Origin of the sequence: Amycolatopsis sp. CA-161197, from assembly GCF_050942255.1 — a bacterium.
Taxonomy (GTDB): Bacteria; Actinomycetota; Actinomycetes; order Mycobacteriales; family Pseudonocardiaceae; genus Amycolatopsis.
In genome coordinates, this window is sequence record NZ_CP192059.1 from 9,049,915 (window position 1) to 9,071,403 (window position 21,489).

Below are 21,489 nucleotides of genomic sequence, written 5' to 3' on the forward strand. Positions count from 1 at the left end.
CCATGTCCGTCGATTCACAGGCCACCGGAACCGGGCGCACGTTCCCGCCCGGGTTCGTCTGGGGCGCCGCCACGGCGGCGTTCCAGATCGAAGGTTCGACCACTGTGGACGGGCGTGAGCCGTCCGTGTGGGACACCTTCGCCACCCGGCCCGGCGCGATCCGCGGCGGCGACACGGGCGAGCCGGCGGCCGACCACTACCGGCGCGCCGGCGAGGACGTGGAGCTGATGCGCTCGCTGGGCCTCGGCGCGTACCGGTTCTCCCTGGCGTGGCCCCGGATCCGGCCCGGCGGCGTGCCGAACGTGCGGGGGATCGCCTTCTACGACCGGCTGGTCGACTCGCTGCTGGCGGCGGGGATCGAGCCGTGGGCGACGCTGTACCACTGGGACCTGCCGCAACGGTTGGAAGACCTCGGCGGCTGGACCTCCCGCGACACGGCGTACCGCTTCGCCGAGTACGCGGAGACGATCGTGAGCGTGCTCGGCGACCGGGTGGCGAGCTGGTCCACGCTCAACGAACCGTGGTGCGCGGCGATGCTCGGGTACGCGAAGGGCATCCACGCGCCGGGCCGGGTTTCGGCCGCGGCCGCGGCCGCCGCGACCCACCACCTGCTGCTCGGCCACGGGCTCGCGATGGACGTGCTGCGCCGCGACGCCCCGCGCGTGCCGGCCGGGATCACGCTCAACCTGTACCCGGTCACGGCGGACTCGGCCGCGCCCGAAGACGCCGAAGCGGCGCGGCGGATCGACGGGCAGCAGAACCGGCTGTTCCTCGACCCCGTGCTGCGCGGGGGCTATCCGGCCGACGTGGTGGCGGACCTCGCGCCGTTCGGGTTCGCCGACGTGGTGCGCGAGGGCGACGAGGCCGTGATCGCCGCGCCGGTCGACTGGCTCGGCGTGAACTACTACCGCGGCTACCGCATCGCCGGCGCTCCTCGGTCCGGCAGCTCACCGGCCGGCTCGGAATGGCTCGGTGCGGCCGACGTGCACTTCGTCCCCGACCCGGCGGCGCCGCTCACGGACTCGGGCTGGGAGGTGCAACCGGCCGGGCTCACCGCGTCGCTGGTGCAGGTGCACCGCGACTACCGGCCGGTGCCGCTGTACGTGACGGAGAACGGCGCCTCCTACCCCGACGAGCTGCACAACGGCGAGATCGCCGACACCGATCGCGTCGCGTTCCTCGACGCGCACCTGCGCGCGGCGCACGACGCGCTGGCCCAGGGCGTGGACCTGCGCGGCTACTTCTACTGGTCCCTGCTGGACAACTTCGAGTGGGCCGAGGGGTACGCCAAGCGCTTCGGGCTGGTGCACGTGGATTACGCGACGCAGCGGCGGACGCCGAAGCGCAGCGCGCAGTGGTACTCGGAAGTGATCGCGGGCGGCGCGCTGCACTGAATTGACCCGGCGGGAATGCGTTTCACCCGGAAAGCGCAAAGCCTCATTCACCGGAACAACCAAAGAGACCAATGCGACAAACAGGACGCCCGGTGTTCACCCTTGTGGACACCGGGCGCACCACTGGCCCGGTCTGGTCTGAACCTGTCGGACAGGATGCGGCCATGACCTGCTGTGATCGCTTCGCAACCCGTTGCCAAGGGCTGGGACGACCGGTATAACTTTCTTCACAACACGCACGAAGTGGTTGGCAATTCGGTCCCCCACCGTTTCTCCGGAATTGCCCGCCCGTACTCGGTCCTGCCGTTTTCGCAGAATTCGGCCGGACGCGGGTAATCGTGCGCGCAATTCTCCCTCCCCGTCCCCCTGGAGTTCACGGAATGCGCATTTCGAAACTCAGAACGCTTGTTGCCGCGGCTCTGCCCGTGCTGGCCGGCGTCGCCATGGCCACCGTCAGCCCGGCCGTGAGCGAGGCCGCCCCGGCGGCCGGCGCGGCTTTCCCCGCCCACTACTCGGCCCCGTACCTGCAGGTCAGCGACGGCGACATCGGTCAGATGGCCGCCGACATGAACGCGACCGGCACGAAGTTCTACACCCTGGCGTTCCTCACGCCCTCCTCCGGCTGCAACCAGCTGTGGGAGGCCAACGGCACGGGCGTGGGCTCGTTCAAGTCGCAGATCAGCTCGCTGCAGGCCGCGGGCGGCAACGTGATCCCGTCGTTCGGCGGCGCCGCCGGCGGTGAGATCGCGCAGACCTGCACGAACACCTCGAGCCTCACGGCGGCCTACGCCAACGTGGTCAACACCTACGGCACGCCCCGTCTGGACTTCGACATCGAAGAAGACACCATCAAGGACACCGCGGCGAACGCGCGCCGCAACTCCGCGCTCGCGGCGCTGCAGCAGCAGAACCCGAGCGTGCAGGTGGACTACACCCTCGCCGTCGACCCGAGCGGCCTCGGCTCCACGCAGATGGACATCCTGCGCGACGCCAAGAACAAGGGCCTCAACGTCAGCGTCGTGAACCTGATGGTGATGGACTTCTACGACGGCCAGCCGGTGCTGGGCGACGCGCTCGCGTCGGCGCGCGCGGCCGCGAGCCAGCTCGCGAGCCTGTACGGCATCTCGACGTCGGCGGCATACGCCAAGATGGGCCTCACGCCGATCGCCGGCCGCAACGACGACGGCGCGCAGTTCAGCCAGTCGGACGCGCAGCAGCTGGAGACGTTCGCGGCGCAGAACGGCGTGCAGGAGCTGTCGTTCTGGGAGGTCCAGGACTACGACCGGGCGACCGGGTACGCGTACTCGCGGATCTTCAACGCCATCACCGGCGGTGGCGGCACCACTCCGCCGCCGACCGGCGGCAAGCAGATCACGGGCTACGGCGGCAAGTGCGTGGACGTCGCGGGCGCCAACTCCGCCAACGGCACCAAGGTCGACCTCTACACCTGCAACGGCACCAACGCGCAGCAGTGGACCTCTACCGGCGGCACGCTGCAGGCGCTGGGCAAGTGCATGGACGTCGCCTCGGCCGGCACCACCAACGGCGCGAAGGTGCAGCTCTACGACTGCAACGGCACCGCCGCGCAGCAGTGGACGCATTCGGGCAACCAGCTCGTGAACACCGGCTCCGGCAAGTGCCTCGACGCGACCGGGCCCAGCTCGGCCGACGGCACGCAGCTGCAGATCTGGAGCTGCACGGGAGCCGCGAACCAGTCGTGGTCGCTCTGAGTCGGTGATTTTCCGTCTGCCTGACACGGCCGGTGGGGAGCGTTTTCCTTGCTCCCCACCGGTTTTTCTTGTTCCGAAGAACTTCTCGTGTTTTGCCGTCATGGCTCGCCGGGCCGGTCGTCGGATCCACGTCGGGGCCAGCCCACGAGCAGAAGCGAGGCAAAACGATGACCGTTCAGTGCCACGACGCAGTCGAAGAGGTCGACGTCTGGTTGACCGGCGAGTTTTCGGGACGAGTGCCCGCCACGACGGTGGCGGACGTGGTGCGCGCGACGCGGCGGGACCTCGAAGGCCGCATCGCGACGGAGGAGCTCGGCGAGATGCTGCACCGCATGGCTCGCGCGCGGCTGCAGCGGATGCTCAGTGCGGACGGCCGGATTCCGCGTTCCCGCTGACGGGTTTCTCCTCCAGGTCCGGGGTCGGTGTTCCGCCGAAGAGGTCCAGCAGGCGGTTGTGGCGCGCGGTGTAGCGGGCGCCGAACCGCCGGCGCGACCGGTCGAGCTTGCGCCCGGTGTAGCGGCGCCGGGCCCACGCCGAGTCGGGTTTCGCCAGCCGCAGCGCGCCGACCAGCGCGATCAGCGGCACGACGACGCCCAGCACACCCGTGGCGAGCTTGCCCTTGACCAGGCAGATCAGTGCCGTGACCAGGTGCACGGCGATGCCCAGCAGGTACGACCACATCGCCGACTCCCCGCGCGTCTCGCCGATCGGCGACGCTTCGAGCAGCAACAGGACGCCCAGCGAACCGCCGATGAGCACGGCGTCGATCGACTTGCGGCCGTTTTCGGCCCAGTAGACGTCGTCTAGGTAGAACCAGAGCGCGAACTCGTCGAGCACGAGGGCGGCGCCCACCCCGAACAGCGCCGCCAGGACCTCACGCCACGGCGCGTCGGGTGAGAACCGGAACTCGAGCGCGCCGACGACCAGCACGAGCAGGATGCCCCACACCTGGTGGTGCACGTGGACGCCGCCGATGTGGATGTCGCCGAGCATCCCGCGTTTCGCCTTCGGCTTGCGGTGTTTCGCGCGGATCCGGCGCGTGATGCCGCGGACGACGACGAACGTGACGAGGAACCCGACCACCGCCCACATCGCGGCGGTGCGGCCGGTGTCGACGAAAACGCGGTCGTACCAGTTCACGGCAGTCTCCCCCGTGTTTGGTGGCGGAAGACGCTACCACCGTTTGATCCCGGTTGTCCTTTTCCCTGATGCGCTCGGAGGGCGTGTGATCCTGGCGCGGGTAGGGTCGAGGTGTGGAAAGCACGCCGGTGGAGATCGTTTCGCTGCTGACCTCGCCGGTGCACGCGTTCGAGGGGCGCCCGGCCGACGGCCCGCGGCCCGACCCCGGGCCGGTGTCGCGCTCGTGCGTGGAGGTGCGCGCGGGCTTGGGCTTGGTCGGCGACCGCTACTTCAACCACGCCGCGCACCGCGACGCCGCGGTGACGGTGTTCGACGTGGCGGCGCTCGAACCGTTCGGCCCGGTGGACCCGCTGCTGACCCGCCGCAACATCGTGCTGCGCGGCTTCCGCGTCGACGACCTCGCCGCCACGCGCGCCCGTCCGGGCGCCGTGTTCAGCCTCGACAGCGGCGACGGTCCCGTCCGGTTTCAGGCCCGCCGCCCGGCGAACCCGTGCGCCTGGATGGACGTCGCCGTGGCACCCGGCGCCTTCCGCGGCCTGCGCGGCCGCGGCGGCGTGCGCTGCGTCCCGCTGGACGACGGCGTGCTGCGGGTGGGGCCGGCTCGTCTTGTCGTGATGGAACTTGCTGTGGAGGCCCGATGACCGACCAGTGGCACCAACCGCTGCGCCACATCCGCGGCGGCTCGTTGACCGGCGACACCAACCAGACCACCGGGATGCGCCGGCTCGAGGCCATCTCGGGCAAGACGGTGGGCTCGCAGAAGGTCTGGATGGGCGAAACGCACGTCACGCCCCACACCAACTCCGGCGACCACCACCACGGCGAGGCCGAGACCGCCATCTACGTGCAGTCGGGCCACCCGGTGTTCGTCTTCGCGGACGGCCCGTCGGAGATCCGCCTGGAAACCTCACCGGGCGACTACGTGTTCGTCCCGCCCTACGTGCCGCACCGCGAGGAAAACCCCACGGGCGAGGACGCCGTGGTGATCATCGCGCGCAGCAGCCAGGAGGGGATCGTCGTGAACCTGCCCAGCCTGTGGGCCGAGGTGGAGATCCCCGGCGACTGATCCGCCGTCGAGACTTCTGCTGATCCCTGGCCGAGGTGGAGATCCCCGACTGCGAGGGCTGTTCCTCTGCCGCGGTCTCCGGTGGTCCCCGGCCGAGGTGAAGATCCCCGCTCGCCAGGGCTGTTCCCCTGCCGAGGTCTCCGGTGATCCCCGGCCGAGGTCAGGACCCCGGCAGCACCCGGCTGCTCAACGGCAACGTCTGCCGTTCCGGCGGCCACCACACCTGCGCGGGCGGCGGCGGCACGTCGTCGTCGGGGAGTTCGAGGGCGTCCAGGCCACGCTGCCACCGGCTCCAGTGCGCGGCGCACAGCCCGCGCCACAGCGAGTCCTCCGAGCACTCCTGCCGTCGGCACGGCTGCACCTGCTGCCCGCTATCCACCACGTTCACGTCTCCAACCCGCGACTCGGCTCCCGACGCTTCCCAGCTTGCCTCGGAAACGATCGGAACACCCCGTATGCGCGCCAACACAACCCTTGTGCAGCAACGACAACGAAGGACTCCAGCGTACTCCCGCCCGTCCGCCCACCGGGCCCGGGCGTGCAGCACTCGTTCAGCGGTTGACGGCACCGTCGCCGCGGGGATGGCTGAGGTCGTACTCCCGTGCAGCCGTTCGTTGGGGGCGGGTGCGGAGCAGGCCTTCGTCCGGGGACTCGTCCACCTCGTTCAGGCCGAGGGAAACGGCGCGGCGGATCTGTTCGCGGTTTTCCCTCACCACGGCGGAGAAGAAGTCGTCGATGCGGGGGTCCAGGAGGACCTCCAGCAGGACGCGGAAGGACGCGTCGACGGCGGCGCGGACGATCTCGTCGTGGAAGGGGAGGCGGCGGAGGCGGCCGAGTTGGGGGTCGGCGGCGAGTTTTTCCGTGATGATGGCCCGGAGTTCCACCTTGTTCTCGCTGAGGGACTTCGCGAGGTTCTCCGGGTAGTTGCCCGTCTCGAGGACCTTGACGACCTCGTCCAGCACGGCGATCGTCACGGGTTTCTTGATGGCGCGGACGATCGGGTCGGAAAGTTTCTCCACCAGGCGGTAGAAGAACTGCTCGCCGACGGCGCGGTCGGCCGCGCGGCCGATGCGGATGAGGAGCAGCAGGCCGGTGATCACGTGGTGCTGCGCGACGAACGGCGGGTACGCGACCGGGATCATCGCGAAGACCTCGTACCAGTTGCGCGTCAGGAAGGCCATGCGCCAGGCGACCTTGCGCCACCGCCAGAGGAAGTGGAGCAGGAAGATGCCGCAGACGACGCAGTCGACGGTGAAGAACCACGCGTCGAGGTCCGCCGGCGGCGGGGGCCCGAGCAGCAGGTAGCCCAGGCCCCCGACGGAGACGACCGCGAGCAGGAACATCACCCAGTCGTCCACGTGCACGTTGCCGGGGAGGATCCCGCTGTTGAGCTCGGCCTCCCGCCGGCCGGTGGTGGTCATGCCATCTCCAGGAGTCGACGCCGCGTGGCCCGATCATGGCACGTCAGCACCCCTCGGGCCGCGCGACGAGCCCCGGCGTCAGGCGGCGACGACCGGTCCCACCGTGACGTTGTGGGCCTCGGCGGACGCGTCCAGCGGCGACTGGTCCCACGGCAGCGTGATCCGCGGGTCGCTGGAGTCGCCGCGCGGAGTCGTGGTGCCGGGGGCCGTGATGGTGACGGCGGTGGGCTGGACCTGGCGTTCGGGCGCCTCGATGCCGCTCCAGTGCAGGAGCATGGTGGCCTGCTGCCCGTTCGCGATCGTCACCAGCGGCGCGTCCGACGAGCCGGCCTCGGGGGTGACGGTGACGCCGTCGGCGCCGGTGAAAGAGACCGGCAGCGCGCCCTGGAAGTTGCAGGACTCGCCGGGCTTCGCGGTGAACACGACGTTCGCGTAGCGCTGCCCGGCGCCCGGGTCGCCGGCGACGATCGTGGTGTCGACCTGAGCCGCGGTGCAGCGGAAGTCGGTCGGCATGGCCGAGGCCGTACCCGCACCGAGGAACGCGACGGACGCGGCGGCCGCGGCGGCCAGCGCGGTGACGGCGGCGGCCCGGCGAAGAGTGCTGGTCATGGAGTGGCTCCCTCCCTGTCCGCGAGCGGACGATCCGCCGCGGAGCGCGGCCGCCGGTGATTCATTCACCGGTCTGGCCTGCTCACTCGAAATATGCCCACGCCACGGACGGATTACCGCCCGAAGTGGGATTGACCCCACGAAAGCAACCTTGAGTGATCGCAGGCGTCCAATAGGTAGTGAACGTCGCGGGAGGGCGACTGCGCGCCGAAGACCTGACCGAAGTATTACCCCATGCGTAACCTGTTTGACCGGTGACGAATTCGCGTGCCAAGCTCGGTGTCACGAACCGGAGGAGGAAGCGGATGAGGACCATCGGCAAGGGGGTCGCGGCGCTGGCCGTGATCGGCGGATCGCTGGCGTTCGAGGCGGTGCCGGCCACGGCGTCGGCCACCGGCACGGGCTTCACCACCCAGAACGGCCGCGTCGTCACCCCACCAGGACCCGGCTTCGGCACCCCGGAACGCGGCGGCGACCCGGTCGCGTGCTTCCTGATCGACACGTTTCGCCGCCGCACCGGCGAAAACCACACCGGCGAAAACCGCACCCGGGAACGCTAACCCGCCGCATTCGGCAACGGCGCCGGGCACGTGCCACCCGGCGTCGTGAGCAGCTCGAAATGCCACAGCTCGTTGGAATACGCCTGGCAGAGGCCGTAGTCGTCGCCGTGGCGGATGAGCCAGTCGTCGGCGTCGGTCGGGCCGATGTCCACGGCCTTGCCGGAAACGTGCGTCGATTTCTCCGGCGTGTTCACGTATTGACGCGCGCTTTCGAGGCTCCCGTACTTCTGGATCCCCTCTTCGAGCAGCCGCTGCTGGTACGCCTTGCTCCGCCAGCCCGAAGTCACCTCGAACTCGATCCCCCGCCCCCGCGCGTCTGTAGCCGCCTGCTGCACCGCCTTCAGCAGCCGAGGATCCAGCTTCGACACGGCCGGGTAGCTCGTGTCGAACGGCGTGAGCTCCTTGCCCGACGGAATCCCGCCCTGCGCCGGATCGGTGTCGGGGTCGGAAGAGCCCGAGGCGACGCCCGTCGGCCACTCCGCCGCCGCCGTCGAACACCCCGCGACGAGCACCGCGGGCAGCAGCAACAGCACGAACTTGGCACGGATTTCAGGCATTCCCACTCCCGGACGACCCCACGACGATCACCCGCACCACGGTGCGACGCGCGTGTCCCCGGACCGTCAGGCGAATGTCCGCGCCGCGTAACAGCTGCGCAGGATCACGTAACAGCGCGCCGGCCGAGCAGCGCCTCGCCGAGCGGGGTCGTCAGGTACAGCACCGAACGCCCGGACCGTTGCCCCGCGACCAGGCCGTTCTCCCGCAGCACGCGCAGGTGCTGCGACACCGCGCTTGGCGATACCCCGAGCGACGACGCCAGGTCCGTGGTCGTCGCCGGCGACCGCAAGGCCTCCAGCAGCTCGGCCCGCGCCCGGCCCAGCAGGCGGACCAGGGCGTCGCCGGCCGGCGCGGCGCCGACCGTCCACAGTGCACCGACGCCGCGCGCCGGATACCGCACGGTGGTCTGCGTGGCGGTGTTGCGCTTGATCAGCACGTCGGGCGAACCGAGCACGACCGGCATCAGCACCAGGCCCCCCGGCCCCCGGTTGACGACCACGTCGCGGCCCGTCCCGGACAGGCGCAACCACCCGGCAGACCAGCTCAGCTCGGGATGCAGATCGGCGAACAGCCGTTCCGCGCCACCGGCAGTCAGCTGCCGCGCCCGGTGGACGACGTCGGCGTCCAGCACGGCCCGGATCCGCGGCCAGAACGGCGCCACCAGCCGTTCGAACGCCACACGCAGCTCGTCCGCGAGCACCCGCAACCCCGCCGCCGGACGCGCCGCGAGCTCCGCGACGACCGGTGGCGGATCGTCTCCGAAAACGCGCGAGATGCTCGCCCGCACCTGCCGCGCCGTGGTGCGCCGGAGCAGGGCGAGATCGTCGTCGATCGTGCTGGCCGCGTTCGCCGGGGCGGGGACGAGGAAGTTCGGCCAGCCCAGCCCCTTGGCGGTCAGCAAGGCCCAGGCCAGCGGCACGTCGAGCGGCTCGCGCGCGAGCTCGTCGGCGACCCACCGCAACCACGGCTGGTTCAGCGGCGCCCGGGTGCGTCCCATGACCTGCAGCAACGCCGCCACGGTCTCCGACAACGGCGACACGGCGAACCGCGTCGCCGCCAGCTCGGCGACGCCCACCTCGACGAGATCCGCCACGTCACCGAGTATGTAGCACTCGGCTAAATCATGTCGCCACCGGCGGCAAAGCCGCCAGGATCCCGGTCGTGACGAAACTGCCGCCGGGGTACCGGAAGCTGTGGTGGGCCAACGGGATCGACAACGTCGGCAACGGCGCCTTCGTCACGGCCATGCCCCTGGTGGCTGTCAGCGTCACGCGTGATCCGCGGCTGGTTTCGCTCGTGGCCGCCGCCGAGTACGTGCCGTGGTTGCTGCTCACGTTGCCCGCGGGTGCCTGGGCCGACCGGCACGACCGCGTCCGGCTCATGACGCGCGCCCAGCTCGCGCAGGCCGCGGTCGCGGGTGCCGTCGCGCTGCTCGTCGCCGGCCACCAGGCGACGGTCGCGCTGCTGGTCGTCACGGCCGTCGCCCTCGGCGCCGGCGACGTCGTGTTCGGCACGGCTGCACAGGCCTTCCTGCCCGACGTCGTCCCGAAACCGTTGCTGCACAAGGCCAACGGTTCCCTCCAGGTCGTGAAGACGGTGGGCGTGCAGTTCGCCGGTCCGCCGCTGGGCAGCGCGTTGTTCACCCTCGCGGCCGCGCTCCCGTTCGGGCTCGACGCGGTGTCCTTCGCCGCGTCCGCCGCGCTCGTCGCGAAGCTGCCTCGCCGCACGCACCAAGCCACGCGGAAAGCCCCGATCGTCGAAGGCCTTCGTTGGCTCGCGCACCACCGGCTGCTGCGGACGCTCGCGATCCTCCTGGGCGTCAACACCTTCTGCGGCCAGCTCGCCACGGCGACCCTCGTCCTGCTCGCCACCGAAACCCTCCACGTCAGCCCCGGCGGCTACGGCGTGCTGCTCGCGGCCGCGGCCGTCGGGAGCGTCGCCGGTGGCCCGGTCAACGCCCGGGTCGTCGCGAAAATCGGCCCGTACCGCGCCCTCATCACCAGCCTCGCCGCGAACGCCGCGGTCTTCGGCGCCATCGGCCTCAGCCCGAACGCCGTGGTCCTCGGCGGTTTCCTGGCCCTCAACGGTTTCGTCACCACGCTCTGGAACGTCGTCACCGTCAGCCTGCGCCAGGACCTCGTGCCGGCGCCGCTGCTCGGGCGCGTCACCAGCGTCTACAAACTCCTCGGCTGGGGCCTCATCCCGCTCGGCACGCTGACCGGCGGTTTCCTCGCCGCGACCTTCGGGCTGCGCGCACCCTACCCCGTCGCCGGCGTGGTGCGCGGCCTCGCATTGCTGGCCGCGTTGCCCGCGCTGACGCGAAACCGGCCCCGGTACGATCGCCCCTCATGACAGAACCGCGCTGGCTCGGCGAAGGCGAGCAGCGTGCCTGGCGCGCTTTCCTCGAGATGAGCCGGCGCCTCGACCACGCGCTCACCCGCCACCTGCAGGACGAGTTCGGCCTTTCCGGCGCCGACTACACGATCCTGGTCACCCTGTCGGAAGCCCCGGACGAGCGGATGCGCGCGTACGAGCTCGTCGAGTCCACCGAATGGGAGAAGAGCCGGCTCTCCCACCACCTCAAGCGCATGGAGCGTCGCGGCCTCGTCCGCCGCGAGGCGACGGACAACGCGCGCTCCCCCGAGTTCTGCCTCACGCCCGGGGGGCACCAGGCCATCGTCGACGCCGCCCCCGCCCATGTGGCGCAGGTCCGCAAGCTTTTCTTCGACGTCGTCTCACCCACCGAAGCCGCCCGCTTCACCGCGACGTGCGAGAAGGTCCTCGACGCCCTCGACGGCACCCCGGGCTAGTACGACCGGGCAATTCACCGGACCGGGTCGGAACCGCCCGCGCCCCCGGCCGTCTCCTGGTCATGATGATCTTGACGATCCGCCGCGCCCTGGTGACCCTCGCGGCCGTGGTGGCCGCGTCCGCTACAGCGACCACCGCCGCCTCGGCCGCCGGTGAGAACGACGTGACCGCCTTCAGCCCCGCCGATCGAGCGGCCGCGCTCGCGTACTGGACGCCCGAGAAGATGAAGGCCGCCGGGGCCGACACGATCGATCGCGTGGAACAGGTGGCGAAGCGCTGGTCCGGGCCGGGGCTGCAGGGCGTCGGACGGCTGTTCTTCACCGAGGTCCCGCCCGGCGAGGCGCCGCAGGACAGCTGGTGCACCGCCACCGCCGTGCCGAGCACGAGCGGCGACGTCCTCGTGACGGCCGGGCACTGCGCGTACGCCGGGCTGAACCGCGAAGACCAGGTGATCCCGATCAAGAACTCCGTGTTCGTGCCCGGCTACGACCAGGGCCGCCGCCCGCACGGAGTGTTCGCGACGCGCGCGCTCGCCTTCCGCCACTCCTACGCCACCGGCAGCGAACCCGACGTCGCCATGGTCGTGCTCGACCAGCAGCAGGGGCGGCACGTCGCTCAGGTCGCGGGCACGCAGCGGATTTCCTTCGACCACCAGGGAACCACGCAGGCCGCGATCGTCGGCTACCCCGGGTCGAAGGCGTACTTCGGGGAAGCGCTGATGTGGTGCGACCTGCCCACGCACCAGGACCCGGCCGAGTTCGACCACTGGATGTCGACGTGCGACATGGCAGGCGGTTCCAGCGGCGGCCCGTGGCTCGACGGCTTCAACCGCTGGACCGGCAGCGGCGAGATCTTCTCGGTCACCAGCCGCGGCGAGCTCGACTACGACGAGACCACCGGCGAGTCCAAGACCCTCAGCCTCGAAGGCGCCCCGCTCGGCGCGGACGCGAAGAACCTGTACGAAGCGGCCGGAAAGCTCTGAACCAAGCTTTGGAGCAATCGGGGAAGCCGCCCGGACAAGGCGGCTTCCCCGGTCGAACTCAAGCAGTCAGGCCGACCGCGGCTTCGGCCGTGTTGACCAGGAACGTCAGCGTCTCGCGGAAGTACAGCTGCACGCTGTCGGCGTCGTGGCTCGTGTAGCCGATCGACAGGTCCTGCCCGAAGTGCAGCTCGTAGTCGCCGCCGCGGGTCGTGAGCACGCACGCGCCCTCGATCGCCGGCGTCAGGATCAGGTCGCCGTCCACGATCTGCTTCAGGTGCTCCAGCACGGGATAACCGTGGTCGGCCGCCTCGATCGCGGCGGTGTAGGCGGCGTTGCTCAGCAGCACCGAGTACGGCCCCGCGACGCCGGCCGAACGCAGCTTCGCCAGCGCGTCGCCGATCGCCTTCGGGTACGCGCTCGCCTCACCGGGCAGCGCGACCGGGCTCAGCGAGGACGCGGGCCGGATGCCCGCGATGCCGGCGCCGGCGAAGCCGTCGAACACGATGCGGTCCTCGGCGTACGCGATCGCCTGCGCGGCGTCCTTCACCGGCTGCCAGTCCGGGTCCTTCGCGCCCCACTCCACGGAGTCGACGGCCTCGCGCGAGACCGTGAAGGGCACCTTCAGATCCACGATCCGCTGCGCCGTGCGAAGCCGCGTGGTTACGCCGGCCAGCGGGCTCTCGACACCCTCGACGTGCCCGGTGCCCACGGCCGAGTGCGTCGCGTCGTCGGCCACGACCACGTCGACCACCTTGCGCGCCGACGCGAACTCGGCGAACGTGCGCCGGGCCTCGTCCTCGAGGTCCGACCAGGCGACGTCGGAGATCGGGGCGAGTTCGCGATGCAGGTTGTTCATGACCGGGGACTCCTTCGCAGGCTGCCGATGCCCAGCGAGGTACCGGGCTTGAGTGACGGGGGCTGAGGCTCGGGCTCGTCCGACGCTTCGCTCGCGACGGTCGGGTCTTCCAGAAACTCCGCCACGGGCACGTAGAACAACGCACCCGTCAGCGGCGTCGAAAAGTCGAGGATGCGGTCGGTGTTGCCCGGCGGCGAGCCGACGAACATGTTCTCCAGCATCGTCTCGATGATCGACGGCGTCTTGGCGTAGCCGATGAAGTACGTGCCGAACTCGCCGTACGCGGGGCGCCCGAAGGGCATGTTGTCGCGCAGGATCTCGAGCTCGTTGCCGTCTTCGTCCTCGATCACGTTGAGCGCGATGTGCGAGTCGGCGGGCTTCTCGTCGTCCGAGAGCTCCACATCGGACAGTTTGCGCCGGCCGATCACCAGCTCCTGCTGCTCGGTGGTGAGCTTGTTCCACGCCGCCATGTCGTGCAGGTATTTCTGCACGACCACGTAGCTGCCGCCGTTGAACGCCTCGTCGTCGTCGACCAGCACGGCCTCGACGGCGCCGCGGCCGGTCGGGTTCTCGGTGCCGTCGACGAACCCGAGCACGTCACGCGCGTCGAAGTAGCGGAAGCCCTGCACCTCGTCGACGACCGTGACCACGCCCTCGAGCCGCGCCATGATCAGCGACTCGAGCTCGAAGCACAGGTCCATGCGCTCGGCCCGCAGGTGGAACAGCAGGTCGGCCTTCGTCGTCACGCTCGTGTGCTTGTCGCCCGCGAACACGGGCAGATCGTGCAGCTCGGCCGGCTTCGGCGAGCCGTAGATCCGGTCCCACGCCGACGAGCTGATGCCGGCCACGCACGTGAGCCCGCCGTCCAGCGACCGGAACCCGACGGAACGCTGCAGCCCGGCCAGATCGGCCAGCAGATCCCTCGCCGCGGACTCCCCGCCGGGGTTCACGCGGACCACGAGGAAGATCGCCGCGCGCGTGAGCGGGCCGACCACTTCCTGGGGCTCCGGAGGCAACTCAGCCGAGGACGCCGTCACCGAGCACCCCCTGCGCAGCGCGCTTTCTCGACCACTGGCCCTCCTGCCTGCCGACCGAACGTCGGAATCCTAACCTGATGCTGTGGAATCGCCCGGCACACTCACACGGCCGGGCAGCACACGACGTCAGGCCGTGCAGAACAGTTGCTTGACCACCCGCGGCACGGCTTCGCCCAGCTCGGCGGCCGCCGTCTCCCGCCCGGCCAGGTGCCGGAGCAGGAACTGCTGGAAGAGGCCGTCGAACGTGGCATACGCGACCGCCTCGGACACCTGCGGCACGGCGCCGGCCAGCTCGGCGTAGCGCTCGACGACGCGCCAGATCATGGCCTGCCTGCGGTCGTCGATCTCCAGCACGTCGACGCGGAAGGACTCCTCGAACAGGCTCTGGTTGCGCAGGTCGTACCAGAGGCGGTGCATCACGGCGTCGGTGCGCAGCGTGGCCGCCATGGCCGCGCCGAAGCCGCGTTCGAGCTCCTCGGCGGTGTTCGCCTCGGCCACGACGTCGTCGTAGCGCGTCACGCAGACCTCTTCGAACTTGCGCACCGCGTAGGTGAGCAGCTCGACCTTGTCGGCGAAGTAGTAGTGCAGCACGCCGTGGGAGAAATCGGACTTCTGGGCGATCTCGCGCAGGCTCGTGCGGGCGTAGCCCAACTCGGCGAGCGCCTGCAGCGCGGATTCCGCCAGCTGCTCGCGCCGCTGGGCGAACTTGTCCACGCCCCGGCGCGAGATGCGCTCCTTTGCCTGCGTCACGCCGGGAGTCTAGCGCGGCCCGGTTCCCGGCGCGGAAATCTCTTGACGACTGTCCAAGAAAATCTTGACGACTGTCCAAAGTTGGCTACGGTGTGACCTACGCCGCATGTCTCAAGGAGGAGATGTCGATGGTTTCGTACGACCTCAGCGGGCGAACCGCGCTGGTGACGGGTGGGGCACAGGGCCTGGGGGCCGGGATGGCCGAGGCGCTCGCGAAGGCCGGGGCCACCGTGGTCATCGCCGACGTGCAGGAGGAACTGGGCCGCGCGACGGCCGACTCCATCAAGCAGACCGGCGCCACGGCCGGGTTCGTCCGCCTGGACGTGACCGACGACGCGGGCTGGGAGCAGGCCGTGAGCGCGGTCGTCGGCGAATACGGCGGCCTCGACGTGCTGGTGAACAACGCCGGCGTGGAGATCACCGGCCTCGTCGCCGACCTCGACCCCGCCCACGTGCGCAAGATGCTCGAGGTCAACGTGCTGGGCACCGCGCTCGGCGTGAAGCACGCGTTCCGCGCGATGCGTCCCGGCGGCGCGGCCGGCAACGGCGGGGCGGTCGTGAACATCTCCTCGGTGGCCGCCACCATCGCGTTCCCCGGGATCGCGGCCTACTCCGCCACGAAGTCGGCCGTCGACCGGCTCACGCGGGTGGCCGCGATGGAGGCCGGGAAGCTCGGTTACGGCGTGCGCGTGAACTGCGTGTATCCGGGCCTCGTGCCCACGCAGATGGGCAACCAGCTGGCCAACGACGTCGTCGACGTGGGGTTGTTCCCCAGCGTCGAGGAGGCGATCGGCGCCGTGGTCTCGCAGACGCCCGCGGGACGGCTCGGCGAGGTGGCCGACATGGCCGACGCCGTGGTGTTCCTCGCCTCCGACGCTGCCCGCTTCATCACCGGCGCGGGGCTGCCGGTCGACGGCGGCATGGGCATGTGACCGGAAATCCGAGCCGACCCCACTGACTTCAGCGACCTCTGCGAAAGGACAACCGTCGTGAGCAAGCCCGTCGTCGTCTACGGCGCTTCCGGCTACACCGGACGCCTGATCTGCGAATACCTGCGCGAGTACAACGTGCCCTTCGTCGCCGCGGGGCGCGACAAGGCGCGGCTTCAGGAGTCGCTCGACCACATCCCCGGCCTCGACACCGTCGACCACGAGGTGGTGGAGGTGGCCCACGAGGTCGGCCCGCTCACCGAGCTGTTCGCGGGCGCGTCGGTGGTGTGCAACACCGTCGGCCCGTTCAGCGAGTACGGCCACGAGGTCGTGCAGGCCTGCCTCGCGTCGGGGGCGCACTACCTCGACACGACCGGCGAGCAGGACTGGCTGATCTCGGCCGAGGAGCGCTACGGCGCCGACATGGCGGCCCAGGGGCTGCTGCTGTCGCCGGGCATCGCGCAGATGTACACGACCGGCGAGATCGCCGCGAACATCTGCCTGGAGACGCCGGGGCTGGACACCCTCGACATCCTGGTGTTCTGGAAGGGCTACCCGACCGTCGCGTCGACCCGCACCATCCTCGTCAACGCGGCGCTCTCGTCGGCGTACTACCTGGAGCAGAACGAGTACCAGGAGTGGCCGGCCGACGGTGGGCTGCACGACGTCGTCGTGCCCGGTCACCACGAAACCGGCCTCGCGCTGCCGTGGGGCGGGACCTCGCACCCGGTGTGGTTCAAGCGCGACCCGCGCGTGGCCAACGTGAAGGCCATCGGCGGCGTGTTCGACCGCGCGCTGATGCAGGGCGTGCCGATGATCGTGGCCGCCGTGCTGGAGCGGGTGAAGGACCTGCCGGAGGCGGAGAAGCTGAAGGTGCTGCACGAGCAGGCCGCCGCCGTGCGCGATGAGATGCCGCCGCGGGAGAACCAGCGGCTGAACACGTCGCTGGACTCGGTGCACGCGTCCGGTCCGCTGGGCCGCGCCCACTGCGTGATCCACGGAACCTGCAACTACAAGCAGACGGGCCTGTTGCAGGCGTATGCCGCGTACTCGCTGTTGCAGCAGCCGCCGCGGCGCGCCGGGTTCGCGTCGGCGTGCCAGGCGTTCGGGCACCGGGAGCTGCTCGGGGTGCTGCGGTCGTTCGGGCTCGTGTCCAACCCCGTGCTGACCGTGCACGCGTGAGCCGGGGAGACGAGCGGTGCGGTTGATCGACTACCTCGACAAGGGCGCCTCGCTGGGCGTTTCGGCGCCGTGCTTGACGAAGAACGGCGTCTCACTGAGCTACGGCGAGGTCCAGGAACTGTCCTGGCGGGTCGCGCGGGCGCTGGCGCGCTCGGGCGTGCGGCCGGGCGACAAGGTCGCGATCCTCTCGGGGAACGACCCGGTTTCGTTCGGTTGCGTCTTCGGCATCAGCCGCGCAGGGGCGGTCTGGTGCCCGGTCAACCCGCGCAACGAGGCGGCCGAGAACAGGGAGCTGCTGGACCTGTTCGACTGCACGTGCTTGCTGGTGCAGTCTTCGTTCGCACCGCTCGTCTCCCGCATCCTGCCGGACCTGCCGGCCGTGAAAACGGTGGTGTGCCTCGACGGGTCGATTGCCGGCGCGGTGTCGTTGCCGGAATGGCTCGACGGGCTCGAGGCAGCCCCGTTCGACGTGCGGCCGCCCGACGACGTGGCCATGCTCGTCGGCACGGGCGGCACCACCGGCCGGCCGAAGGGCGTGGTGCTGACCGGGCACAACGTCGAGACGATGTCGGCGTTGACGCTCATGAGCTACCCGTTCTCGCCGCGGCCCCGGTACCTCGCGCTGGCGCCGCTGACGCACGCGGCGGGCGTGCTGTGCTTCCCGGTGCTGACGCTGGGCGGCGAGATCGTCGTGATGCCGAAGCCCGACCTGGGCGAGTTCCTGGCCCTGGTGCAACGCCATCGCATCACGCACACGTTCCTGCCGCCGACGTTGATCTACTTGCTCCTGGACCACCCCGATCTGTCCACAACGGACTTCGGCTCGCTGGAATGCCTGTGGTACGGCGCGGCTCCGATGTCGGCGGCGCGGCTCGAAGAGGCGATCACGCGCATCGGCCCGGTCCTGGGGCAGCTCTTCGGCCAGAGCGAGGCACCCATGATGATCTCGACCCTGGCGCCGGCCGAGCACTTCCACGCCGACGGTTCCCTCGCCCGCGAACGCTTCACCTCGGCGGGCCGGCCCACGCCGCTCACGCGCGTGGCCATCATGTCCGACAACGGATCCCTGCTGCCGCCCGGCGCGCGCGGCGAGATCGTGGTGCGCGGGCCGCTCGTGATGCCGGGCTACTACAAGAACCCCGCCGCGACCGAGGACGTCAGCCGCTACGGCTGGCACCACACCGGCGACATCGGCTACCTCGACGACGAGGGTTACCTCCACATCGTCGACCGCGCCAAGGACATGATCATCACGGGCGGGTTCAACGTGTACTCCGCGGAGGTCGAGCAGGCCCTGATGACGCACCCGGCCGTGCAGGACTGCGCCGTGGTGGGCCTGCCGCACGAGAAGTGGGGCGAACAGGTGACCGCGGTCGTCCAGCTCCACAGTGGACGGTCGGTGTCCGAGGACGAACTGCGTGCCGTCGTGAAGGAGCTCCTCGGCAGCGTCAAAACCCCGAAGGTCGTCCAGATCTGGCCCGACCTCCCGCGGTCGAAGGTGGGCAAAGTGCTGAAGACGGACGTCAAGGCCCAGTTGCTCCGCTGAGCGGAACCCTTCGGACAATCGCCGCCGCGCCGGACCCAGCGTCCCCGCGGCGGCGATTTCGCGTGTCCGCGTGAGCACTCTGCGCCAACCCCGAATAATCACCGGTACAGACCTTTGTCCGGTCTTGTCCACTGCCGTTACGACATCGAAAACGCCCCCCGGCCGAAGCCGGAAACGGGGCCGCTACCGTTGGCATTTCGAGCACCGGATGGCGTCGGGCCCCGGTATGCCGGAGAACCTGCAGAAGAGGAGCCCTGATGCGTCGCACCAAGGCCTCCGGTCCGCTGCGCGCGGCCCAAGTCGTGGTCGTGATCGTGTCCCTGCTCGTGCTGGGCGGCACCGGTTACGCGTATTCGACCCTGCAGTCGCTCACCGACGGCCTGACCAGGGCCGATGTGATCACCGGCACAGACCAGCCGCCGCTGGGCGAGCAGAACATCCTCATGGTCGGCCTCGACACACGCACCGACGCGCAGGGCAATCCGCTGCCCGCCGACGTGCTCTCACAGCTGCACGCGGGCGGCGCCGACGACGGTGGCGACACGACCGACACCATGATCGTCATCCACATCCCCGCGGGTGGCGGCCAGGCGACCGCGATCTCCATCCCGCGTGACTCCTACGTGAAGATCGCCGGCGACTACGGCAAGCACAAGATCAACTCCGCGTACACCTACGGCCTCGTCGCGGAGAAGAACAAGCTGGTCGCGCAGGGTGTCTCCGGGACACAACTGGAGACGGACTCCGCGCAGGCCGGCGCCAAGACGGCGATCGACACCGTGCAGCAGTTCACCGGCCTCACCATCACGCACTACGCGGCGGTGAACCTCGCGGGCTTCTACTACCTGAGCGAGGCCGTCGGCGGCGTGCCGGTGTGCCTGAGCAAGGCCGTGCACGACTCGTACTCGGGCGCGAACTTCGCGGCCGGCCCGCAGAGCGTCGGCGGGGCGAAGGCGCTGCAGTTCGTGCGCCAGCGGCACGGGCTGCCCAACGGCGACCTCGACCGCATCAAGCGCCAGCAGGTGTTCATGGCGAGCATGGCCAAGACGATCCTGTCGGCCGGCACGCTCGCCGACCCGGGCAAGCTGGACAACCTGATCACGGCCGTGAAGAAGGCCGTGGTGGTCGACTCCGGCTGGGACATCGTCGGCTTCGCGCAGCAGCTGCACGGCATGAGCGCGGGCGCGCTGAAGTTCGTCACCGTGCCGGTCGTGAACATCTCGCTCAAGACGCCGTCGGACGGCGACGCGGTGGAGGTGGACCCGCAGCAGGTGCAGCAGTTCGTGCGCCAGCAGCTGGGCACGCCGGCGGCCCCTTCGTCGAACGCGCCCGCCGCGCCGGGTGACTCGAGCCTGAGCCAGTACACCGTGGACGTGCGCAACGCGTCGGACACCAGCGGCCTGGCCGCGAGCGTGGCCGACAAGCTCACCGCCGCCGGATACACCAAGGGCACGGTGGCCAACGCGACCACGCGAAAGATGTCGATCGTCTTCTACGGCCACAGCCAGAAGACCGAGGCGACGCAGATCGCGAAGACGCTCGGCGGCATCGCCGTGAGCCCCGACTCCTCGCTGGACAAGGACCACTTCCGCGTGTTCCTGGGCAAGGACTACGAGGACTCCAGCGGCTCGTCGAGCACCGGTGGCGCGCCGCAGGTGCACCCGGCGGCGTACGTGAGCCCCGCGCCCGCGCAGACCCCGCCGCCGATCACCGGCGACGGCGTCCCCTGCGTGAACTGAGTCCCTTTCGTCCCGTAAATCGTTTTTGGGCATTCTGGGAATTCGTTTTGATTTCGGGCACTTCGGTAACGCTCACCGGGCGGTTTCGGACTGAGCGAGTGAACCGAAACGACGGCGAAAAGGGTTTACCGCCATGTCCGAGAGACAGAAACCGGCCAACTTCCGGAACCTGCTGAACCACGTTTCCGTGGCCAACGCGAAACGGGTGGCCGCGAGTGCCGAAGAGCTCGCACAGCGTGTGCTCGCGACCGTCGGCGCCCGCCAGCCGGAGTCGCGGATCTCAGCCGACTCGCAGACGTATTGGCGCCGGCCGAGCGGGGATCGCTGGCAGGCCAACGCACATTGGCGCGACGCGTCCGTGTTCCAGGGCAGTGACCTGTGGTCGCGCCTCGGCCGCGAGCACCTCGACCTGTTCGACGCGGGCGCCCGGATGGCGGGCTTCACCGGCCCGTGGCACCGCGTTCTGGAATGGGGCTGTGGCGGTGGCGCGAACGCGATCCACTTCGCTCCGCGCGCGGAAGAATTCATCGGCGTCGACATCGCGGCGGAAACGTTGCAGGAATGCGAACGCCAAGTGAAAGCCGCTTGTGACACGCCGTTTTTGCCGATCGCGATCGACGTCGCAAATCCCGAAGAAGCACTCGATGCCGTCGGCGGATCGGTCGACGTCTTCTTCTCCTGCTACGTCTTCGAGCTCATCCCCACCCCGGAGTACGGCGAACGCCTGCTGCGCATCGCCCGGCAGCTGCTGGCTCCCGACGGCCTGGCGATGATCCAGATCAAGTACGACCCCGGCTCGTGGCGCACCGGGCCCCGGCGCCGCGCCTACCGCACGGGGCTCGCCGAGATGACCACGTACGGCATCGACGCGTTCTGGCAGACCGCCACCCGCTGCGGCCTGCAGCCGCTCGCCGTCCACCTCGTCCCGAAGAACGAGCTGGACGAGCGCTACGCGTACTTCTTCCTGCGCAACGGAAGCCCTTCCTGATCCCGTTTGCGAGGTTCAGCCGCGTCAGAGAATCTCGGGGTACGTGTGACCGCTGTTGCCCATTGACCTTTTCCGTACCAGGAGTGATCGAAGCAGCACAACGCGTTCATGATCACCATCACAAGCCGGTGCTCGGCCGACCACGATCAGTAAACTTAGGGTACGCAAACAACTAGCCCAAAAGGAGCCAA

23 protein-coding genes are annotated in these 21,489 nt (G+C 69.9%); 14 read left to right on the forward strand and 9 right to left on the reverse strand.

Translation table 11 applies throughout. The features are described from left to right. Window positions 1-2 precede the first annotated feature (2 nt). From ACQPXB_RS42795 to ACQPXB_RS42805, 3 genes are all read left to right on the forward strand, one after another. Window positions 3-1,394 carry a GH1 family beta-glucosidase gene (locus ACQPXB_RS42795; RefSeq protein WP_432847591.1) on the forward strand — a complete coding sequence of 464 codons (1,392 nt, stop codon included), beginning with the start codon at window positions 3-5 and terminating at the stop codon, window positions 1,392-1,394. 380 nt (window positions 1,395-1,774) lie between these two features. Continuing rightward, window positions 1,775-3,124: a ricin-type beta-trefoil lectin domain protein gene (locus ACQPXB_RS42800; RefSeq protein WP_366588350.1), complete on the forward strand. Its 1,350-nt coding sequence runs from the start codon at window positions 1,775-1,777 to the stop codon at window positions 3,122-3,124. 167 nt (window positions 3,125-3,291) lie between these two features. Further along, window positions 3,292-3,519 (forward strand): hypothetical protein, encoded by a 228-nt coding sequence (locus tag ACQPXB_RS42805; protein ID WP_432847593.1) that lies wholly within the window; start codon window positions 3,292-3,294, stop codon window positions 3,517-3,519. Here ACQPXB_RS42805 and ACQPXB_RS42810 read toward each other — a convergent pair. Further along, entirely contained in the window at window positions 3,485-4,264 is a 780-nt protein-coding gene (locus ACQPXB_RS42810) for a hypothetical protein (RefSeq protein WP_366588353.1), read from the reverse strand. The two genes, ACQPXB_RS42805 and ACQPXB_RS42810, sit on opposite strands and share 35 nt — an antisense overlap. A gap of 113 nt (window positions 4,265-4,377) precedes the next feature. Between ACQPXB_RS42810 and ACQPXB_RS42815 the strand changes: the two genes are divergently transcribed. Further along, window positions 4,378-4,905, forward strand: coding sequence for a molybdenum cofactor biosysynthesis protein (locus tag ACQPXB_RS42815; RefSeq protein WP_432847595.1), 528 nt, complete (start codon window positions 4,378-4,380; stop codon window positions 4,903-4,905). Then, complete coding sequence (locus ACQPXB_RS42820) at window positions 4,902-5,330, forward strand: cupin domain-containing protein (protein ID WP_366588357.1); 429 nt, start codon at window positions 4,902-4,904, stop codon at window positions 5,328-5,330. Before ACQPXB_RS42815 ends, ACQPXB_RS42820 begins: the two co-directional genes overlap by 4 nt. Window positions 5,331-5,490: 160 nt before the next feature. On the opposite strand, the gene ACQPXB_RS42825 is transcribed toward ACQPXB_RS42820, so the two are convergent. The 3 genes from ACQPXB_RS42825 to ACQPXB_RS42835 form a co-directional block, all read right to left on the reverse strand. Next, complete coding sequence (locus tag ACQPXB_RS42825; protein ID WP_432847597.1) at window positions 5,491-5,718, reverse strand: hypothetical protein; 228 nt, start codon at window positions 5,716-5,718, stop codon at window positions 5,491-5,493. Between the two features lie 163 nt (window positions 5,719-5,881). Further along, the gene (locus ACQPXB_RS42830; protein WP_432847598.1) at window positions 5,882-6,751 is read right to left on the reverse strand and encodes an ion transporter; all 870 of its coding nucleotides are present in this window, start codon (window positions 6,749-6,751) and stop codon (window positions 5,882-5,884) included. 78 nt (window positions 6,752-6,829) lie between these two features. Then, window positions 6,830-7,360, reverse strand: coding sequence for a DUF4232 domain-containing protein (locus ACQPXB_RS42835; protein ID WP_432847599.1), 531 nt, complete (start codon window positions 7,358-7,360; stop codon window positions 6,830-6,832). 305 nt (window positions 7,361-7,665) lie between these two features. Between ACQPXB_RS42835 and ACQPXB_RS42840 the strand changes: the two genes are divergently transcribed. Further along, window positions 7,666-7,920, forward strand: a complete 255-nt coding sequence (locus ACQPXB_RS42840; RefSeq protein ID WP_366588365.1) for a hypothetical protein — start codon at window positions 7,666-7,668, stop codon at window positions 7,918-7,920. Here the strand turns inward: ACQPXB_RS42840 and ACQPXB_RS42845 are convergent. Then, the gene (locus ACQPXB_RS42845) at window positions 7,917-8,477 is read right to left on the reverse strand and encodes a M15 family metallopeptidase (RefSeq protein ID WP_432847601.1); all 561 of its coding nucleotides are present in this window, start codon (window positions 8,475-8,477) and stop codon (window positions 7,917-7,919) included. The genes ACQPXB_RS42840 and ACQPXB_RS42845 overlap by 4 nt on opposite strands. A 104-nt stretch (window positions 8,478-8,581) precedes the next feature. After that, complete coding sequence (locus ACQPXB_RS42850) at window positions 8,582-9,571, reverse strand: ArsR/SmtB family transcription factor (protein ID WP_366588370.1); 990 nt, start codon at window positions 9,569-9,571, stop codon at window positions 8,582-8,584. Between the two features lie 68 nt (window positions 9,572-9,639). On the opposite strand from ACQPXB_RS42850, the gene ACQPXB_RS42855 reads away from it, so the two are divergent. The 3 genes from ACQPXB_RS42855 to ACQPXB_RS42865 all read left to right on the forward strand — a co-directional run bounded on the left by ACQPXB_RS42855 (window position 9,640) and on the right by ACQPXB_RS42865 (window position 12,271). Continuing rightward, a complete protein-coding gene (locus ACQPXB_RS42855; protein ID WP_432847603.1) occupies window positions 9,640-10,830 on the forward strand; it encodes an MFS transporter in 1,191 nt (396 codons plus the stop codon). After that, window positions 10,827-11,288 carry a MarR family winged helix-turn-helix transcriptional regulator gene (locus ACQPXB_RS42860; protein ID WP_432847605.1) on the forward strand — a complete coding sequence of 154 codons (462 nt, stop codon included), beginning with the start codon at window positions 10,827-10,829 and terminating at the stop codon, window positions 11,286-11,288. The genes ACQPXB_RS42855 and ACQPXB_RS42860 overlap by 4 nt, the downstream gene beginning before the upstream one ends. 65 nt (window positions 11,289-11,353) lie before the next feature. Then, complete coding sequence (locus ACQPXB_RS42865; RefSeq protein WP_432847607.1) at window positions 11,354-12,271, forward strand: trypsin-like serine peptidase; 918 nt, start codon at window positions 11,354-11,356, stop codon at window positions 12,269-12,271. A gap of 58 nt (window positions 12,272-12,329) precedes the next feature. On the opposite strand, the gene ACQPXB_RS42870 is transcribed toward ACQPXB_RS42865, so the two are convergent. The 3 genes from ACQPXB_RS42870 to ACQPXB_RS42880 form a co-directional block, all read right to left on the reverse strand. After that, window positions 12,330-13,127: a family 1 encapsulin nanocompartment shell protein gene (locus tag ACQPXB_RS42870; RefSeq protein ID WP_432847609.1), complete on the reverse strand. Its 798-nt coding sequence runs from the start codon at window positions 13,125-13,127 to the stop codon at window positions 12,330-12,332. Beyond that, entirely contained in the window at window positions 13,124-14,164 is a 1,041-nt protein-coding gene (locus tag ACQPXB_RS42875) for a Dyp-type peroxidase (protein WP_366588380.1), read from the reverse strand. Before ACQPXB_RS42875 ends, ACQPXB_RS42870 begins: the two co-directional genes overlap by 4 nt. A 126-nt stretch (window positions 14,165-14,290) precedes the next feature. Next, entirely contained in the window at window positions 14,291-14,914 is a 624-nt protein-coding gene (locus tag ACQPXB_RS42880; RefSeq protein ID WP_432847611.1) for a TetR/AcrR family transcriptional regulator, read from the reverse strand. Between the two features lie 128 nt (window positions 14,915-15,042). Between ACQPXB_RS42880 and ACQPXB_RS42885 the strand changes: the two genes are divergently transcribed. The 5 genes from ACQPXB_RS42885 (at window position 15,043) to ACQPXB_RS42905 (ending at window position 21,298) form a co-directional block, all read left to right on the forward strand. Further along, the gene (locus tag ACQPXB_RS42885) at window positions 15,043-15,846 is read left to right on the forward strand and encodes an SDR family NAD(P)-dependent oxidoreductase (protein WP_432847613.1); all 804 of its coding nucleotides are present in this window, start codon (window positions 15,043-15,045) and stop codon (window positions 15,844-15,846) included. 57 nt (window positions 15,847-15,903) lie between these two features. Next, window positions 15,904-17,025, forward strand: coding sequence for a DUF5938 domain-containing protein (locus tag ACQPXB_RS42890; RefSeq protein ID WP_432847615.1), 1,122 nt, complete (start codon window positions 15,904-15,906; stop codon window positions 17,023-17,025). A 16-nt stretch (window positions 17,026-17,041) separates the two neighbouring features. Continuing rightward, complete coding sequence (locus tag ACQPXB_RS42895) at window positions 17,042-18,571, forward strand: acyl-CoA synthetase (RefSeq protein ID WP_432847617.1); 1,530 nt, start codon at window positions 17,042-17,044, stop codon at window positions 18,569-18,571. Window positions 18,572-18,828: 257 nt separating this feature from the next. Continuing rightward, window positions 18,829-20,310 carry an LCP family protein gene (locus ACQPXB_RS42900; RefSeq protein WP_432847619.1) on the forward strand — a complete coding sequence of 494 codons (1,482 nt, stop codon included), beginning with the start codon at window positions 18,829-18,831 and terminating at the stop codon, window positions 20,308-20,310. Window positions 20,311-20,443: 133 nt separating this feature from the next. Continuing rightward, window positions 20,444-21,298, forward strand: coding sequence for a class I SAM-dependent methyltransferase (locus ACQPXB_RS42905; RefSeq protein WP_432847621.1), 855 nt, complete (start codon window positions 20,444-20,446; stop codon window positions 21,296-21,298). Window positions 21,299-21,489 lie beyond the last annotated feature (191 nt).

Bases quoted from the DNA above. Each gene is read 5' to 3' on its own strand.
- ACQPXB_RS42795 (WP_432847591.1), top strand. From the start codon at position 3: ATGTCCGTCGATTCACAGGCCACCGGAACCGGGCGCACGTTCCCGCCC.
- ACQPXB_RS42800 (WP_366588350.1), top strand. From the start codon at position 1,775: ATGCGCATTTCGAAACTCAGAACGCTTGTTGCCGCGGCTCTGCCCGTG.
- ACQPXB_RS42805 (WP_432847593.1), top strand. From the start codon at position 3,292: ATGACCGTTCAGTGCCACGACGCAGTCGAAGAGGTCGACGTCTGGTTG.
- ACQPXB_RS42820 (WP_366588357.1), top strand. From the start codon at position 4,902: ATGACCGACCAGTGGCACCAACCGCTGCGCCACATCCGCGGCGGCTCG.
- ACQPXB_RS42830 (WP_432847598.1), bottom strand. From the start codon at position 6,751: ATGACCACCACCGGCCGGCGGGAGGCCGAGCTCAACAGCGGGATCCTC.
- ACQPXB_RS42835 (WP_432847599.1), bottom strand. From the start codon at position 7,360: ATGACCAGCACTCTTCGCCGGGCCGCCGCCGTCACCGCGCTGGCCGCC.
- ACQPXB_RS42840 (WP_366588365.1), top strand. From the start codon at position 7,666: ATGAGGACCATCGGCAAGGGGGTCGCGGCGCTGGCCGTGATCGGCGGA.
- ACQPXB_RS42845 (WP_432847601.1), bottom strand. From the start codon at position 8,477: ATGCCTGAAATCCGTGCCAAGTTCGTGCTGTTGCTGCTGCCCGCGGTG.
- ACQPXB_RS42860 (WP_432847605.1), top strand. From the start codon at position 10,827: ATGACAGAACCGCGCTGGCTCGGCGAAGGCGAGCAGCGTGCCTGGCGC.
- ACQPXB_RS42865 (WP_432847607.1), top strand. From the start codon at position 11,354: ATGATCTTGACGATCCGCCGCGCCCTGGTGACCCTCGCGGCCGTGGTG.
- ACQPXB_RS42870 (WP_432847609.1), bottom strand. From the start codon at position 13,127: ATGAACAACCTGCATCGCGAACTCGCCCCGATCTCCGACGTCGCCTGG.
- ACQPXB_RS42885 (WP_432847613.1), top strand. From the start codon at position 15,043: ATGGTTTCGTACGACCTCAGCGGGCGAACCGCGCTGGTGACGGGTGGG.
- ACQPXB_RS42900 (WP_432847619.1), top strand. From the start codon at position 18,829: ATGCGTCGCACCAAGGCCTCCGGTCCGCTGCGCGCGGCCCAAGTCGTG.
- ACQPXB_RS42905 (WP_432847621.1), top strand. From the start codon at position 20,444: ATGTCCGAGAGACAGAAACCGGCCAACTTCCGGAACCTGCTGAACCAC.